We start from the raw sequence: 15586 nt of genomic DNA on the forward strand, positions 1-15586 counted from the left end.
CATGACCAGCACGACGACAAAAACCGTTTTTCAGACAGATCACCTGGGCATCTACATCGGTGCCACGACCGCCGATGCGTCTCCGCTTGAACCTGGGGTTTGGTTGATTCCTGCCCGCTGTGTGGAAAAGGCGCCGCCTGTTGCGAGCGAGCACCAGTTGCCGCGTTGGGACGGCGAGCTGTGGACCCTGATCGACTCCTACGCGGGCCTTACGGCTTACAGCATCGAGACCGGGGCACCACTGGTGATTGAGCGTCACGGCCAGTTGCCGTCCGGTTACACGCTACAGGCGCCTGGTCAGCACCAGGTGTGGAACGGCAGCGGCTGGCAGGACGATATTCCCGCCGTGGTCGAGCGCGACTACATCGCCAAACGCAACGAGATCAGCGCGGACTGTGATCGCGTGATTTCTGGCGGCTTCTGGTCCGAAGCCCTTGGCGCGCGCCACTTCTACAGCAGCACGCTGGAAGATCAGTTGAACCTGACCAACATGACGATGCGTGCTCTGCCGGCGGCGTTCCCATGCGTGGACGTGGCTGGTCAAAAGGAGTTCAAGGAGCACACGGCGGCGCAGTTGCAGCTGGTGTGCAATGGGCTCTGCGAGTTCAAGCTGGACGCCCTGCAACGCGCTGATCGCCTTAAAAAAGCCCTGGAAGTCGCCCGGTTGGCCAAGGATGTCGAGGCGATTGCTGCGCTGTCCTGGGACGAGGCGCCGCTATGACGTGGGCACCCGTGACCATGCGCTGGCCTGCCGAGGCCACGGCGTGGATGGAGCAGATGGGCGAGGCCAAGGGCCTGGCCGGCAGTCAGATGGCCGACACCGGCACCCGGCTGCAGAAGCTGGCAGCGGTTGCGACAACCAATCCCGGCCCGGTCGGTGGAGCCTCCCAGGGCGCGATCAGCGCCGGGCGTGCGGCGCTCGCGGGGCAGTTCGGCGATGTGCCGGCGTGTATCGTCGTCACCCCGTTTCAGGCCGGCATCGGCCAGGGCAGCGGCGGGCACCAACGTTTTCTGTCTGCGCCCAACCTGCTGCAGCTGTTGGCCAACAAGCTCACCGACTCTACCGACGCTGCACGGCCCCAGGGCCAGCTGTATGGCCTGGTAGTGCTCTTTCTATCTACACGCCAGGATCACTTCGCCGCCACACTGCAGCGTTTCAACACGCTGTTGCCGATGCCTGATCTGGTACGAGCTGAACGCCGCTCGCGGCACCTGTCCAAGCTGGAGGTGGAAAAGTGGGAGTTGCCGGCAGCGGGGCAGATGCCGCGCTGGGGTCAACTGCCCCTGCAGCGTTGCCCCATCACCAAGGTGGCGAGCCAGGCCATGTCCGGCCAGTTGGCCATGCTCGAAAGCTATGCGGCCGACAGCTCGCCCATGGCCGACCTGGCCAGCCTGCAGGCGCGCAAACAGGCCCAGTCAGCCGCCGCAGACCAGAAGCTGGCCGACCTGCAGGCGATGCTGACCAACAGTTCGCCCGACACCTCGATGCAAGCCCGTCTGATCGGCCCCGGTGACGGCGCCACGATTCGCCGGCAACTGTTGGAGGGCGACGCCCCGGGGCATGAATGGCCCCTGTGCGCCGGCGCGCTGTTGGTTGGCTCGCTGGAAAGCCTTGGCTTTGTGCGCGAACTGGTGGGCCTATGACTTCGCTGCTGTTGGACGGCCTGCCGGTGCGCGGGCAGAACATGAAAATCACCGCAAACCTACGCATCGAGAGCGACGACTTGTCGGGGCAGACGAGCAACAGTGAAGCGGCGCACAAGGGCTTCAAGCCCAAAACCCTGGCCGTGACCCTGACCATTCGCTACTCCGACAAGTCGTTCCTGCGCGATCTGATGCGCCAGGCCGAGGCCACCGAAGGCGGTGGCCAGCGCAAAACTTACCGGATCGTCAACGACACCGCTGACGGTTTTGGTGTGCGCCAGGTGCAGTTCAGTGACGGCGTAAGCGCCCGGGAGGACGACAGCCTGTTTTGCTGGCGTGTCCAGTTCACGCTGTCTGAAAAACTGTCGAACCCCGAGCGGGTCGAGAAGCGCCGCCCGGCCAATGCGGCCACCGCACAGGGCGCACCAGGTCAAGCGGTAGGAGGCGGCACCAGCGCCGCCGGCGAGCCCGGGAGCACGCCTGAACTGTCGGGCTTTGAGTCCACGTTGAAGCGCGTAGACGACTGGCTGGGGAGTGGCCAATGAGCCTGAAACTGCACAAGGTGCTGGCCATAAACGGCGAACCCGTTGCCCTGATCAAAGAGGATGTCCGCTTGGAGCTGCGAAGCCCCGGCCGGGCATCTTTCACAGTCCAGGCATCGGCGCCGCTCAAGGGCCTGGTGACGTTGGACATCGGCTACAACGACAGCACGCTGCAGCGCCACTTCATCGGCTACGTCGAGCGCTGCACGGCGGCGAACACCCAGCAGCAGGTGCTGTTCTGCCGTGAGCTGGCCGCGATCCTGGCCAAGCCACTGCCACTGAACCTGCGTCACGTCGATCTGCGCGCCGTGCTCCAGGAGATCAGCAAGCACACGGGCTTGAAATTCCGCGTGCCGGACAGCTCATACACGCGGGTCAGGGCGCCGTTCTTCTACAGCCTGGCCACCGGCTACCAGGCGATGGACAGCCTGGCCCGGGTTTTCTCTATCGACGACCTGATCTGGCAGCAACAGGGCAACGGGGAAGTGTTCGTGGGCAAATGGGCTGATAGCTTTTTCGGCGCCCGAGCGCCCCTGCACCTGCCCACCGAGCTGTTCGACGGCTACCAGGACAACCAGAGCGCCATGATCGCGGCGCTCCCAGGCATGCGCCCAGGCGCGACAATCAACCAAGGCGAGCGGGTCACTTCGGTGACGCTGGCCGGCACTCAAATGGCATTGAAATGGAAGACGCAATAAAACGAGCGGTAGAACGCCAGTTCCCTGAGCTCACCGGCGGCTATCACCTGCCACGGTTTGCCAAGGTGATCGCCGTGCCTGATGCACCTGCCGGCGCCGGCGTCTGTGACGACTTCCGGCCGCGCTTTGGCGTGGACCTGCAGGTGCTTGGACCGGATGGGGAGGTGGACGCCAGTCTGCCGGTGCTGTCTGGCGTGCCGTTACCTGTGCCGGTCGGTGGCGATGAAATGGGCTTCTATGCCTTCCCGGAGGAGGGCACCACGGTTGTGGTGTGCTTTGCGTACGGGTTGCCGCACAAGCCCTATATCCAGACGGTGCTGCCCCACGGCCTGACTCTGCCAAGCGTGCCGAAAGGCGACCAGGTGTGGCAGCACAGCGAAGCTTGCCAACAGCGCGTTGATGCGGACGGCAACTGGCTACGCCAAACAGACGGCAAGATCCAGGACAAGGCGGTCCAGCGGGAAGTGGAGGCGATGGAGAACACCGAGAGCTTCCAGAGCCACACCAGGACGGTGGATGACCATTCAACCGAGTCGGTGGGTGGGATCAAGAAGATCGAGGCGTTGGGGGCACTCAAGCTGCTATCGGGCGGATCTGCGAGCCTGGCGGCGGTGGATGACTTGCACCAGGCAACCGGGCGGGACTTGAACCTGGTGATTGGGCAAAAGCACAACGCCACGGTGGGTGGCGACATGGAGGAAAGGATTCAGGGGCTGCGCCGGAGCGTGGCGGGCGGCGGCCAGCACTTGATTGCGCCTAAGAATTGGGTGGGATCAGAAAGTGTGAATATATTCCAAGTGCTCTGCGATTTGCTCGACCTGGTGCTAGAGATGAATATGCAATTGGCGATGCACACACATGGACCAACACCGGTTCCGGGCAACTCAGCCGTTTTCACTTCTAACGCAGAGTCGATATCAAGACTCGCAGCCAGCCTTAAGCCAATTACAGACTAAAGTCTTAAATTGCTTTCAGTCTGTAATGCGCCATTTTGCTACCTTATACCTTCGGCATATGTATAACAGTCGGTAGTGATAACTTGATTGAGATCGGAGTCAACTATTTGGACATTCACTGAGTGGGCCGAACAGATGGATTCGATCTTGGCTTTCAGTTTTTTGTTAGAGAGGCTTTCTTGTAAACCTAAAGCCGATTGATAGTTTTTGTTATGAGACTTTCTGATTTCTATGCTTGTTTTGAGAGGGACCGGAGACAAGATGATTTTGTTTATAAATAAACTCATGTTTTTTATTTTTAGCTCGACTTTTTTTTCGTCGTTCACTGTGCTTTTTCCGAATGCATAGTCGAAGCTGATATTGTTCCTGTCAGGCCACAGTATGAGCCGAATTTCATTTTCATAGCTGAAATGCTTAGCTTTTGAATAAAAGGGTTTAGTGCTGAGCTCATTCGTGCCGAATTTTGTTGTTTTATGATCGATGTACTCGACCTTTTGAATAGAAAAATTGTACCGTTCATCAAACTCTAAATTGTCTAAAATGGAACCTACGGTGGTCTCAATGCATACTGAGGTTCCATGAGTACGTTCACATCGCGGACAGTATTCGTCGTGGTTGCAGCCTGCCCCGGTAATGCCATAAAGTGACCACATTGCTTCACATTCATGATTTAGGTCAGTCCAGCAGTTTGCATACAACCAAGAGTTGATTGTTTTCAAATACGTATCGCCGTTTAGCTTTTTTTCGCTACCAAACAAACCCTCAAAGGTTTCATTGTTTATTTCGTTGATCCTTTTCTCGGCCTGCTCCTTTTCGGGGGATGCTGGATCGCTTGCTCTGTAATTAATCGCTAGGTCAAAAATTTCCAAGGAAACACTTATGTCTGGATAGTTTTGGCCAGTAATACCACCTTCTAATTGGTCTACGAACCTATCGAATCGTGGGAAATATAATTTGCCCGAGGTCAGCAGGCTTTCAAACTTGTCCAATGACATGTAGCGCTTTACTATCAAGTCTCTATCAACACCTACCGATATATTTCCCATTTCGATATCCATGTCGTAAGTTTATGTAGTTGGCGCTCCCAATTAAGAGTGTTGGGTCTGTGAGGTCGCGCCCTTACTTGATTGGTTGTTTTCAAGGCTGTATTTTTTTGATTTCCTGAGTGAAGTATAGAATGTTACCGCTCTTGAGCTTTGATCTGGCCATAATAGGCTCAATTCGAAATTTAGAGTTTTTTCGAATAAATTGTTCAGTCCAGTCGCTATTTTGACAAGAAAAAACGACAGATTCCGCGCACTGCACAAATAACCTATTTAGTGTTTTGGCCTCGGCTAAGGATAGCTTCTTTTTTTTGTGTTTGAAATGTTCGAAGTCGTGGTCAAGTGTTTTGTAGTGTCGTTCTGGGTTTGGTTTTATGCGGATCGCAATTTGGGGAGTTAATGGGAATATTCTATTGAGAATTCTGTTATCTGAACCATGTTCAATTGCTACAGGAAAGTCGCTGCTGAAAAATGGGCTGTCCGCGTGTGGATTTTCCAGTATGTCCCATGTTGAGTTTCCAAAAACAGCAACATGATAAAGAATTGATCTTATACCAAAAGCCTGAGGGTACTTGCCATCTACATCTATAGTGAGCTTACCCGTTTTTATCAGTTCGGTCATCGACTCGGCACCAAGTTCTGGCGGAGGAGGAGGTATTTGTTTTGTGCTGTCTAGCATTATTGCTTGGTCTTCAACAATGCCTCGAAAAAGTTCAGAGTGAATGCGCATCGCTGCTGGTGAGCAAGTTATTATGTAGGATAAAAAACCGGAAACCGTATAAATCACTTCCTTGTCAATGTTGTTGGCTTTTATTTTTTCGACTGCAGTATTGTATTTAGGCTCAATATCCTCAAGAAATTTCTCGATTGCTCGACTATCTTCAAGGTACTTGTTGGTACTCCCTTCATCTACTCGACATACAGACTTGGAGTTTGGAGTGAAAAACTTCAAATCCGCTTTCCTGTAAGCGTACATCTGTTTTTCTAGGTCTTTTGAATAGAAGTTTTTGAGATGTACTTGTGACACATAATGATCTAGTGCCATGGATTTCATCCAGGAGGGGGCGGAATTTTTGAATGGTTAGGATTCAGGGGGCGGGTATCCCCGCCCCCCTAGCCTAGGAAGAAAATCTTTCAATAAGCCAACATGTAAAAAACACGATGACCCAAAGATCAATTTCCACCTCTACCACTTTTAAACGCAGCCTAAACATGGCAGTAGCCCTGTTTCGTGCTGGCAGCGCTGCCAACTTTTTAAGGGTTGGCATTTATATAGCGCCTTGCCAGGCGCTTGCTATTGGTTAACCGCGAATCACCGCAAGCAGCAGCTCCGGAGCCTGAGTTATCCGAGTGGCACAGCCAGGAACGGGCTCAGACTACTTCACCTTTAGCGGCTAGAGAGGCCGCATTCAGGGGGTATCACTCCCTCCGAAACCTTTTGGCCGACAGGTGTTACATCGGCCATCATTCAAACAGTTCGGCGTGGCTGCCCAGGTCTACAAAAGTCACTAGGTCAGCTCGCGAGTGTTCGTAAATCATCAGGAAGTCACCTCCAATATGGCACTCCCTGAAACCATCCCAATTACCTGTCAACGCATGATCACGATATTCTGCTGGTAGTTGATCTCCCAAGAAAAGCATCGTCATCACAACACGGACTTCATTCATATCCCGACGGCCTGCACGCTTATAGCGCTCCCAGGACTTTTTAAATTCCGGCGTCTGCGCGCACTGCTTTGGCAGATCTGCCCGCTTTTGCTTCTTCTCCGGCTTCGCCATCAGTATCCCTTAGCATGTCGTCGATCGAGTCAAACTGGCGACGAATTTCACGCGCCTGCGCCATAGCACGAGCGGTCTTCTCCGAAGGTACACGCACCTCGAAAGGCAGGCCTTGCGTTGTCACTACCTGTCGGAGGAAAAGACGCATAGCGTCACTGAGGCTCAGCCCGCAGGCATTCAGCACAGCAGTAGCGCGATCCTTCAAATCCTCGTCGATGCGGCAACGCACGTCAGTGGTTTTCAGTAATGCGGACATATTATCACTCCCTCACAAAAATGTAGCTACGTTGTGGCTACAGTCAAAGTATGGGTCAACCCATCAAATTTGATCAAGCTCTTTTTGTCCTGAACAGGACGTTAGGCAGCCCATGCGTCGGAAACCGCAACGCAGATCAAAAAGCCCTGGTACTAAAAAACGAGACGAAAAAGCACTTATCCCCCTCCCGCCGACGGGCTTTGCGTCCCTTTTTTGTGCAAACGGGTAGTGGGGTGTAAACGGTGCCCCGGCCCAAGCCCGCTGCGGACTCTGGGGGATGTTTCGCAATTGCACATAGTGCAAGGTTTTGCAAAAAAGTGCAGTGGCCTTGCGCATACGTCACAGGGTGGCAGGGGAGTGGTCACGCAGACGAGGTGCCCGGTTTACGGGGGCTCTGGTTGTGAAAACCTGCAGCAGGCGGTGATTTCGTTTTCGGAGCCGCTAATATCTGGGGATCGACCAGCCACTGTCGGACACTACGCAAAAACGACTGAGAGGCCCAGCCTGTATGGGTTTCAAACGTTTTGAGACATTGCACAGCACCGCCATCAATTTCCAGCTGTTAGTACCAGCCTAGAGCGTGTGGAAAAAATCGCTGAAACGATGGGCGGATGGCTTTTTTCCAGGCGAGGGGTGGGAAAAGGGTAATTTTAGTAATTGGCAGGTAGTAACGGGCTGGAGCCCTTATAGAACGTAGCTTTCAGCCATTACCTTGGAGGGTAATATAAGGTAACGAGAGAGGTAATATTTTGTTCAGGCCCCCATTTTGCTGGGTTTGGCGGCTCACTGGCATTACTAGCTCTGAAAGTAATTTTATAACCATCTACTTACCTTATTATTACCTCTATAAAACTATATCAACTACCTGATTTTATTGGGTTTTATCCAGTTACTCACAGATCATTACCAAAATTACCTTTTTCCCATGCCTCAACATAAATCGCTCAAAACGCCTGTTCTGACCGTTTCTGCAACCTGGTGCATTTAAGCCATGGGACTGATGTGGGACAGATCCTACGCACGCGACCGGGCTGCAGCCCTTATAAACCGGGGGCCTTGGTTTCAAAAACTGCGAACGGGTAGTTTCGAATCTCTCCTTCACCGCCACATTAAGTAAACACAAACCCCTGATTTTCCTAGAGAAAGTCGGGGGTTTGTGGTTTTTGGCATTCAAAAAAAGCCCCATTAGCGGGTTTGCGACAGGGTCATCTCGTATGGGCGCTCACGAAGGTCCTACGTACGGTTCCCATCGCCCCATAGAAACCCACCCGATCGATAGCTTGCTTTAAATATATGTGTATCCGTATATTCGGTTATTCACATATAGCAAGTGGCCCACATGATTACGCCTCCAGAAGTGTTTAAGAGCCTTGCAGAGGAAACTCGCGCACGCGCTACTTTGCTGATTGCCTCCCAAGGAGAGCTCTGCGTCTGCGAACTGATGTGCGCTCTCGGCGACAGCCAATCGAAGATCAGCCGTCACCTCGCACAGTTACGCAGCAGTGGTCTCCTGCTGGATCGTCGGCAGGGACTCTGGGTTTACTACCGCTTAAATCCGGACCTTCCCAGCTGGGTGCACGAGATCCTGCAAGTGACGTTACGAGCCAACGTTCACTGGCTGCAGGGCGACACTTCCCGTCTACAGAATATGGATGGACGCCCTGTCCGCGATGTTGCCTGCTGCTAATCCCAACTGTTAACCCTATCGAAGCTGGCGCTGCGCCTAAGTGTTTAATGCCCGCGAAGAGTGGAAGGAGTAATTAATGCGAGTCTTGTTCATGTGCACGGCCAACAGCTGCCGAAGCATTCTTTCAGAAGCCATGTTCAACCACCTGGCGCCGGAGGGTTTCAAGGCGGTGAGCTCCGGAAGCTTTCCCAAGGGGCAGGTGCTACCTCGCAGTTTGACGACTTTGACCCAGTCGGGCATTTCCATCGAAGGCTTGAGCAGCAAGGGCAACGAAGCCTTCGAAGATAACCCTCCGGATATCGTCATTACCGTATGCGACAAGGCAGCTGGCGAGTCTTGCCCGGTCTATTTCGGCCCAGCCGTGAAAGCTCATTGGGGCCTGGAAGATCCTTCCGATGTGATGGGGGGCGAAGAAGAAGTTGATGCTGCTTTCCGAGCCACGCTCGCTTGCATCGAAAAACGCTGTAAAGCGTTCTTTGCGCTTCCCTTCAACAGCCTCAGCCGCGATGAACTCAAACGCGAGCTGGATCAAATCAGCAAACACTGAGAAGGAGGACATATGTCAGAGCAGCTGCCCAACCTAGACCTCTCTCTGTTCGACCCCCTGCCAATTGCATCTCGCCCGAAAGATCAAAAGCCTCGAATTCTCTTGCTGTATGGGTCGACCCGCGAGCGCTCTTTCAGCCGTCTGCTGGTCGAAGAAGCTGCGCGTTTACTGGAACACTTTGGTGCGCAAACCCGTGTGTTCAATCCTAGTGGGTTGCCACTGCCCGACGACGCATCGGTGAATCATCCTAAGGTGCAGGAACTGCGGGATCTGATGTTGTGGTCGGAAGGTCAGGTCTGGTGTTCACCAGAACGGCATGGCGCGATGTCAGCGGTGTTCAAGGCGCAGATCGACTGGGTGCCTCTTGAACTCGGCGCTGTTCGCCCCACCCAGGGAAAGACCCTGGCCGTGATGCAGGTCTGCGGTGGTTCACAGTCCTTCAATGTGGTTAATCAGTTGAGGGTACTGGGTCGCTGGATGCGCATGTTCACGATACCCAATCAATCCTCTGTACCGAAAGCCTATATGGAGTTCGACGAGGCAGGCCGAATGAAGCCTTCTGCTTTTTACGATCGCGTGGTCGATGTGATGGAGGAACTGGTGAAGTTCACCCTGTTGCTGCGTGACCAAAAGGCGTTTTTGGTGGATCGTTACTCGGAACGCAAGGAAAGCGCGGAACAGCTCATGGCGCGCGTGAACCAGCGTTCAATCTGAGTTCAATCAATGTCCATTGAAATCAGAGCGGCACGGCTTGGAGATGCTGTTTCCATCCAGGCTATCTATGCCTCGGTAGTGACCGGCTCGGCTATTTCCTTTGAAGAGGTGCCGCCTAGTATTGAAGAGATACAGCAGCGCATTGAGCTAACGCTGCGGATCTATCCATATCTGGTGGCGGTTCGAGAAGGCAAGGTGGTCGGCATATGCTTATGCAAGTCAGCACCGAGCTTCTGGTTCGGCAGGGCTATCGTCCGGCCTATGCTGGCATTTCTCAGCCCAATTCAGGCAGCGTCAAGTTGCATGAGCGGTTTGGCTTCCAACACATCGGTACCTATCCTCAAGTCGGTTATAAGATCGGTCAGTGGCACGATGTGGGCTATTGGCACCTTGAGTTAGCGGATAAAAGCCAGCCGATCGGGCGTCTGTTGGTCTCAGAGCCATGCCCATCGCCCCTCAATGCCTGTGCCGATGATGCACATCCGGAAAATGCGCATGGCTGTGCCTCAGCGGACTGTGCACATGCACATGGCTGTGGGGCTCAGCCGGATCCCACTCAAACCCGTGCTCATGTTGGTGATGTTCATCATGCACATGCCGATGTCCGTGCTCCATGGCCTCATGCTGATGATCATGGGCATGCCGTTCCGTCAGGTGCAGCCAAACGCCCATGGCCATCAACGCCGATGCAATCCAGAAAGCCAATGTCATTGACTCACCCAACATCAGCACCGCAATCGCGGCACCCAGAAACGGCGCGGTAGAAAAATAGGCTCCCGTGCGTGCACTGCCCAGTCCGCGCAGCGCCAGCACGAACATCACCAGGCTGATGCCATAGCCCAGAAAACCAACCAGCAAGATAGGCGTCAGCTGCGCCATACCCGGGATTTGCGCTCCGAAATAGAGCGCCAACCCGCCATTCACCAGCCCCGCAATCAACCCCTTGGTCCCGGCGATAAACAGCGCGTCCGACGCAGACACTTTGCGCGTCAGGTTGTTATCAATCCCCCAGCACAGGCACGCCACGGCAACCGCCAGCGGCCCCGTCCAGTCATGGCTCGTGCCACCGCCGTCGGCCCATGACAACACCACGCCGCCCAGCACGATGGCGATCATCCCCAGGACGATGCGACGGTCGGCGTTTTCCTTGAACACGACCCAGGCGATGACGGCGGTCAGCACTGATTCCAGGTTGAGCATCAGGGAGGCGGTTGCGCCGGCCGTGCGGGTCAGGCCGAACATCAGCGCGACAGGCCCGAGGATGCCGCCGAATGCGATGGCGCCGAGCAGCCAGGGCCATTCCGATGAGGTCAGTCCGCTGGGTTTCCAGCCACGATCACGGATCAGGCGCACGCCGGCGAGGCCGACGCCGCTGCCGAGGTAGAGCAGGCCGGCGAGCAGCACGGGCGAGAGGCCCAGGCCGAGGTTTTTGGCGAGCGGGGTGCTGGCGCCGAACAGGGCGGCGGCGGCGAGTGCGTAGAGGATACTGAGGTTCATGGGTCATCCTCGAAAGGGTGGCCCATGATACGTCGCGGGCTCAGGTGAAAGCCCGAGCGGATTTACTGCGCGGTTTTCAGCTTGATCACATCACCGGAAATCTTGGTGGTGTAACCGCTGAGGACCCAGGCCCAGAACCAGTTTTCCTGCACTTGGGTGTTGATCAGCGCATCGCCGCCTTTTGCTTTGATGGCGGCATCCTGGGCGCGCACGAAACGGCTGTTCTGGCCGATCGGGATCACGCCGAACAGCATAATGCCGGTGGCGCTGGCTTCACTGTGGCCCAGGACGGTGTATTGGCTGCTGTCGTATTGCGGGGATTTGATGGCGGTGCCGGTGCAGCCTGCAAGCGTGAAACCGAGAACGGCTGCTGCAACCACTTTACTGATGTACTTCACTGGGAAACTCCATGGACTAAAGCCCGAGATTCAATTCTCGGGGGGGCGTACTTTAATCGCCCTGGCAGGGGATTGAAATCAATCTTCCCGTCGTCAGATGTGCAACCACGCCAGGCTACCTAACACCACCGCCACCCCCGCCGCCGTATACGCCATGCGCTTCAACCACTCCTTCCTTGTGAGCAACGTAATTGCCGCCAGCGAAATCGCGATCTGAATCGCGGTCATCGCCTGGGCCCAGCGGTGGTGCTGGTGCAACGCCTGTTCTGATTTTTCATCCCATTCCCGCGAGGTGGCCTCAAGCTTTTCTGCCTGCTGGCGCACGTCTTCCTTCTGGCTTTTGTAGCGCTCGATCTCGCCCTTGTAATGCGCAGCGTCTACGCCGGGAATATGGGTGGCCAACTCCGCCAGGTTTTGGCGGCTGGATTTGGCCTGGTAGTAGTTCCACTGGTTGGCGGCTTCGGTCTTGATGATGGCCGCGTTGTTTTTGTCCATCGCCGCTTCGCTTTCGGTGGAACCGGCCTGGTAGCTGAGCATGGCGCCGAGAGTGGCCATCAGCGCGGTCATGACGGCGATTCGGCTGGCGAAACTGTCTCCTCTTGCGTGGGCATGTTCGGTGGTGTGTTCGATGTGTTTTTCGTGGGGGCTGGGGACTTCGAAGGCTTCGGACATGGCGGCGGCTATGAAGGGACTGAGGGAGTCTGATTCTTCACCCGTGCGGCTGTCTCAAGGCTGTACGTAACGCCGAATCAGCCGCGTATACACCGCGATATTGATCACTAACACCAATGCACCCAGCGCCAGTTGAATCTGCGGAGTCAGGCCAGCCGGATAGATGAGCGTAAGAATGTAGTGTTCGATGAATCCGCCGCCGTAGCCGTCTTGACCGGCGAGATGGCGAAGCAAGTTTTCCCAGCGCGTGAGTGGGCACGGCAGGTGGAAGACCTCGACGGCCACGCCCCACGCGGCAGCGGGCAAGTGAAGCCAGATAACCGGCCGCCACTTAAGGGCCAGCAGCCCGCCGAATAATACGAACAGGATAAAACACAGGTGAAACAGCACGAGGCTGTCGGCAGCTAGACGGTAGAGCATTGTGCGCGCTTCAAAAAGGGGAGGGCGTAGTCTAAGGGTTGCCCGCAGGTAAGCGGGACCGTTATTGTGCTGAATCCTTTTAGTCCTTCCTCCCAAGGATCTGTTGTGATGAATTCGCCACGTACCGTTGCCCCGATCAAGGCTGTGATTTTCGATATGGACGGGTTGTTGCTCGATACAGAAGGCATCTACACCGAAGTCACGCAGATTATCGCCGAGCGCTACGGTCGTACTTATGATTGGGGGATCAAGCAGCATATTATTGGCCGTGGCGCCCAGGACCTGGCCGATTACGTGGTCAAGGCACTGGACTTGCCGATCACACCGGCGCAGTTTCTGGAAATTCGCGAACCGTTGATGAGCGAGCGCTTTCCAAAGGCCCTGGGCATGCCCGGTGCTGAGGCGCTGGTTCGGCACTTGAAGGCACACAACATTCCGATTGCCGTGGGCACCAGTTCGTCGCGCAATTCGTTTGGCCACAAAACCACGTTGCACCGCGAGTGGTTTAGCCTGTTCGGCACCATTGTCACCGCCGACGACCCCGAAGTCGGCGCCGCCAAACCTGCACCGGACATCTTCCTTACCGCCGCGCGCCGCCTGGGCGTTGCCCCTGAGGATTGCCTGGTGTTCGAGGATTCGCCCTTTGGTGTAACGGCTGCGAAGGCCGCCCATATGACCGCCATCGCCGTGCCCGACGAAGCCATGGCCGACAGCAAGTACCAGCATGCCGACCAGGTCATCCGCAAGCTTGCGGACTTTGACCTGGCGGCCTATGGCTTGCCGCCAATCTCCTGACCTTACTCGGTAAAAAATGTGGGAGGGGGTTTTCCCCCGATGGCAGAGTGTCAGTCACCATTGAGCTGGCTGACACTCCGCCATCGGGAGCAAGCCCCCTCCCACATTTGTTTTTGCAGGGATTCAGAAAATCAGGCGCTGAACCCACCATCAATGGTCAGGCTGGCACCGGTGATATACCCCGCTTCCGGTCCGGCCAGATAGGCCACGAAACTGGCAATCTCTTCCACATGCCCATAACGTCCCACCGCCATTAACCCGATCAGGCTCTCGGCAAAATCACTGTTTGCCGGGTTCATATCGGTGTCCACCGGCCCAGGCTGCACATTATTGATGGTGATGCCCCTCGGTCCCAGATCCCGCGCCAACCCCTTGGTCAGGCCCACCAGCGCCGCTTTGCTCATCGCGTACGGGCCACCTCCGCCAAAGGGCATGCGTTCGGCATTGGTGCTGCCGATGTTGATCACCCGACCACCTTCACCCATATGCTTGGCGGCTTCCTGGGTAGCGATAAACACGCTGCGCACGTTGATCGCCAAGGTCTGGTCGAAGTCTTCCAGCTTGAAGTCTTCCAGCGGTGCGATGGCCAGCACGCCAGCGTTGTTCACCAGGATGTCCAGGCGGCCAAAGGCTTCCACGGTGGTATTGACCGCGTTGCGGATCGCAGTGGCATCGGCGCTGTCGGCGTGAATCGCCAGGGCTTTGCCGCCGGCGCTGATTACGCTGTTCTGCAACTCTTCTGCCTTGGCGGCCGAGCTGACATAGGTAAAGGCGACCGCTGCGCCTTGGGCGGCGAGGCGCTTGACGATGGCGGCGCCGATACCGCGGGAACCGCCTTGAATCAAGGCGACTTTGCCGCTGAGGTTGAGTGTGGTCATGTCGATCTCCTGGCTGTTCAAGGCAGGCTGCCTTGTTGTTGGAGCCGAGTATCGACTTCACCCAGCCCTACCGGTAGACCGTGATTGCTATAGTCTGTGTAAACCAAAAGTTTAGAGTGGGGCGTGATGGAAAGCTTTGGAAGTATCGAATGCTTCGTGCGCAGCGCCGAAGGTGGCAGCTTTGCCGAAGCGGCGCGGCACTTGAGCCTGACCCCGGCGGCGGTCGGTAAAAGCGTCGCCAAGCTGGAAGCGCGCCTCGGTGTGCGGCTCTTCCAGCGCAGCACTCGGCGCCTCACGCTGACTGAAGCCGGCAAGCTGTTTCTAGAAGAGGTCAGCGCCAGCCTTACCACTATCCAGAACGCCGTCGCCAACCTGGCCAGCGCCGAAGGGCGACCGGTGGGTACGCTCAAGGTCAGCATGGGCACGGTGTTCGGCAATCGCTATGTGGTCCCGCTGCTGGGGGAGTTTTTGCGGCGTTTCCCGGATATCAGCCCGGACTGGCATTTTGATAACCGCCAGGTGGACCTGATCGGCCAAGGCTTTGATGCCGCGATTGGCGGCGGTTTTGAACTGCCCCAAGGCGTGGTGGCGCGCAAGTTGACGCCCGCGCACCGGGTGCTGGTGGCTTCACCGGGTTACCTGGCGCAACGCCCACCGGTGCGCGAGCCCGAAGACCTGTCGCGGTGCAAAGGTATCCTGATCCGCTCACCGCAAACCGGGCGTATCCGTTCCTGGCAGTTGACCAGTGTCGAACGTGAATGCCGCCCGCTGGTGCTCAAACCCGGCATGACCATGAGCGACTCCGAAGCCGCCTGCCGCGCCAGCGCTCAAGGCTTGGGAATTGCGCTGGTGAGCATGCCCATGGCCGTGCCGTTCCTCGACAGCGGCGAGGTGGTAAGGGTATTGCCCGACTGGTACGTCGACGACGGCAATATTTCCATCTACTACGCCGAGCACAAACTGCTGCCCGGCAAGACCCGGGCGTTTGTGGACTTCATCATTGAGCAGTTTGCCGAAAAAAAACTGGGGCAAAGGTTCAGCGCAATCTAAAACCAGACGC

General features: G+C 56.2%; 20 protein-coding genes. 11 read left to right on the top strand and 9 right to left on the bottom strand.

Going from position 1 to position 15586, the window contains the following annotated elements:
* Position 1 precedes the first annotated feature (1 nt).
* From BW43_RS12310 to BW43_RS12290, 5 genes are read left to right on the top strand one after another with little or no spacing between them, the layout of a single operon-like run.
* The gene (locus tag BW43_RS12310) at positions 2-721 is read left to right on the top strand and encodes a tail fiber assembly protein (RefSeq protein WP_032887515.1); all 720 of its coding nucleotides are present in this window, start codon (positions 2-4) and stop codon (positions 719-721) included.
* Positions 718-1644: a hypothetical protein gene (locus BW43_RS12305; RefSeq protein WP_032887517.1), complete on the top strand. Its 927-nt coding sequence runs from the start codon at positions 718-720 to the stop codon at positions 1642-1644. The genes BW43_RS12310 and BW43_RS12305 overlap by 4 nt, the downstream gene beginning before the upstream one ends.
* A complete protein-coding gene (locus BW43_RS12300; RefSeq protein WP_032887519.1) occupies positions 1641-2189 on the top strand; it encodes a hypothetical protein in 549 nt (182 codons plus the stop codon). Before BW43_RS12305 ends, BW43_RS12300 begins: the two co-directional genes overlap by 4 nt.
* Entirely contained in the window at positions 2186-2884 is a 699-nt protein-coding gene (locus tag BW43_RS12295; protein ID WP_032887521.1) for a hypothetical protein, read from the top strand. The genes BW43_RS12300 and BW43_RS12295 overlap by 4 nt, the downstream gene beginning before the upstream one ends.
* Entirely contained in the window at positions 2869-3840 is a 972-nt protein-coding gene (locus BW43_RS12290; protein ID WP_032887523.1) for a phage baseplate assembly protein V, read from the top strand. Before BW43_RS12295 ends, BW43_RS12290 begins: the two co-directional genes overlap by 16 nt.
* Positions 3841-3878: 38 nt before the next feature.
* Here the strand turns inward: BW43_RS12290 and BW43_RS12285 are convergent, their stop codons facing one another.
* From BW43_RS12285 to BW43_RS12275, 4 genes are all read right to left on the bottom strand, one after another.
* On the bottom strand, positions 3879-4898 hold the full coding sequence (locus BW43_RS12285; protein ID WP_155989971.1) for a DUF2971 domain-containing protein: 1020 nt from the start codon (positions 4896-4898) through the stop codon (positions 3879-3881).
* A 79-nt stretch (positions 4899-4977) separates the two neighbouring features.
* A complete protein-coding gene (locus tag BW43_RS12280) occupies positions 4978-5928 on the bottom strand; it encodes a DUF4238 domain-containing protein (protein WP_032887527.1) in 951 nt (316 codons plus the stop codon).
* Positions 5929-6347: 419 nt separating this feature from the next.
* On the bottom strand, positions 6348-6662 hold the full coding sequence (locus BW43_RS0127560) for a type II toxin-antitoxin system YafQ family toxin (protein ID WP_032887529.1): 315 nt from the start codon (positions 6660-6662) through the stop codon (positions 6348-6350).
* Positions 6592-6918, bottom strand: a complete 327-nt coding sequence (locus BW43_RS12275; protein ID WP_032887531.1) for a type II toxin-antitoxin system RelB/DinJ family antitoxin — start codon at positions 6916-6918, stop codon at positions 6592-6594. Before BW43_RS12275 ends, BW43_RS0127560 begins: the two co-directional genes overlap by 71 nt.
* Positions 6919-8257: 1339 nt before the next feature.
* On the opposite strand from BW43_RS12275, the gene BW43_RS0127565 reads away from it, so the two are divergent.
* From BW43_RS0127565 to BW43_RS12260, 4 genes are all read left to right on the top strand, one after another.
* Positions 8258-8605, top strand: coding sequence for a metalloregulator ArsR/SmtB family transcription factor (locus BW43_RS0127565; protein ID WP_032887533.1), 348 nt, complete (start codon positions 8258-8260; stop codon positions 8603-8605).
* A 76-nt stretch (positions 8606-8681) separates the two neighbouring features.
* Positions 8682-9152 carry an arsenate reductase ArsC gene (locus BW43_RS12270; protein ID WP_032887535.1) on the top strand — a complete coding sequence of 157 codons (471 nt, stop codon included), beginning with the start codon at positions 8682-8684 and terminating at the stop codon, positions 9150-9152.
* A gap of 12 nt (positions 9153-9164) precedes the next feature.
* The gene (gene arsH / locus BW43_RS12265) at positions 9165-9866 is read left to right on the top strand and encodes an arsenical resistance protein ArsH (RefSeq protein WP_032887537.1); all 702 of its coding nucleotides are present in this window, start codon (positions 9165-9167) and stop codon (positions 9864-9866) included.
* 9 nt (positions 9867-9875) lie between these two features.
* Positions 9876-10265 (top strand): N-acetyltransferase family protein, encoded by a 390-nt coding sequence (locus tag BW43_RS12260; RefSeq protein WP_371260730.1) that lies wholly within the window; start codon positions 9876-9878, stop codon positions 10263-10265.
* 57 nt (positions 10266-10322) lie between these two features.
* On the opposite strand, the gene BW43_RS12255 is transcribed toward BW43_RS12260, so the two are convergent.
* The 4 genes from BW43_RS12255 to BW43_RS12240 form a co-directional block, all read right to left on the bottom strand.
* Positions 10323-11363, bottom strand: coding sequence for a DMT family transporter (locus tag BW43_RS12255; RefSeq protein ID WP_032887539.1), 1041 nt, complete (start codon positions 11361-11363; stop codon positions 10323-10325).
* Between the two features lie 62 nt (positions 11364-11425).
* Positions 11426-11761 (bottom strand): hypothetical protein, encoded by a 336-nt coding sequence (locus tag BW43_RS12250; protein WP_032887540.1) that lies wholly within the window; start codon positions 11759-11761, stop codon positions 11426-11428.
* A 93-nt stretch (positions 11762-11854) separates the two neighbouring features.
* Positions 11855-12433: a DUF4337 domain-containing protein gene (locus tag BW43_RS12245; RefSeq protein WP_032887542.1), complete on the bottom strand. Its 579-nt coding sequence runs from the start codon at positions 12431-12433 to the stop codon at positions 11855-11857.
* Between the two features lie 54 nt (positions 12434-12487).
* Positions 12488-12853: a DUF2784 domain-containing protein gene (locus tag BW43_RS12240; protein WP_032887544.1), complete on the bottom strand. Its 366-nt coding sequence runs from the start codon at positions 12851-12853 to the stop codon at positions 12488-12490.
* Positions 12854-12961: 108 nt separating this feature from the next.
* Here BW43_RS12240 and BW43_RS12235 point away from each other — a divergent pair, with 108 nt between their 5' ends.
* On the top strand, positions 12962-13648 hold the full coding sequence (locus BW43_RS12235) for an HAD-IA family hydrolase (RefSeq protein ID WP_032887546.1): 687 nt from the start codon (positions 12962-12964) through the stop codon (positions 13646-13648).
* 131 nt (positions 13649-13779) lie between these two features.
* Here BW43_RS12235 and BW43_RS12230 read toward each other — a convergent pair whose 3' ends face one another.
* Positions 13780-14526: a 3-oxoacyl-ACP reductase family protein gene (locus BW43_RS12230; protein WP_032887548.1), complete on the bottom strand. Its 747-nt coding sequence runs from the start codon at positions 14524-14526 to the stop codon at positions 13780-13782.
* 126 nt (positions 14527-14652) lie between these two features.
* Here BW43_RS12230 and BW43_RS12225 point away from each other — a divergent pair, with 126 nt between their 5' ends.
* Entirely contained in the window at positions 14653-15576 is a 924-nt protein-coding gene (locus BW43_RS12225; protein WP_032887550.1) for a LysR family transcriptional regulator, read from the top strand.
* Positions 15577-15586 lie beyond the last annotated feature (10 nt).

This window comes from Pseudomonas sp. RIT357 (assembly GCF_000632245.1).
GTDB lineage: Bacteria > Pseudomonadota > Gammaproteobacteria > Pseudomonadales > Pseudomonadaceae > Aquipseudomonas > Aquipseudomonas sivasensis.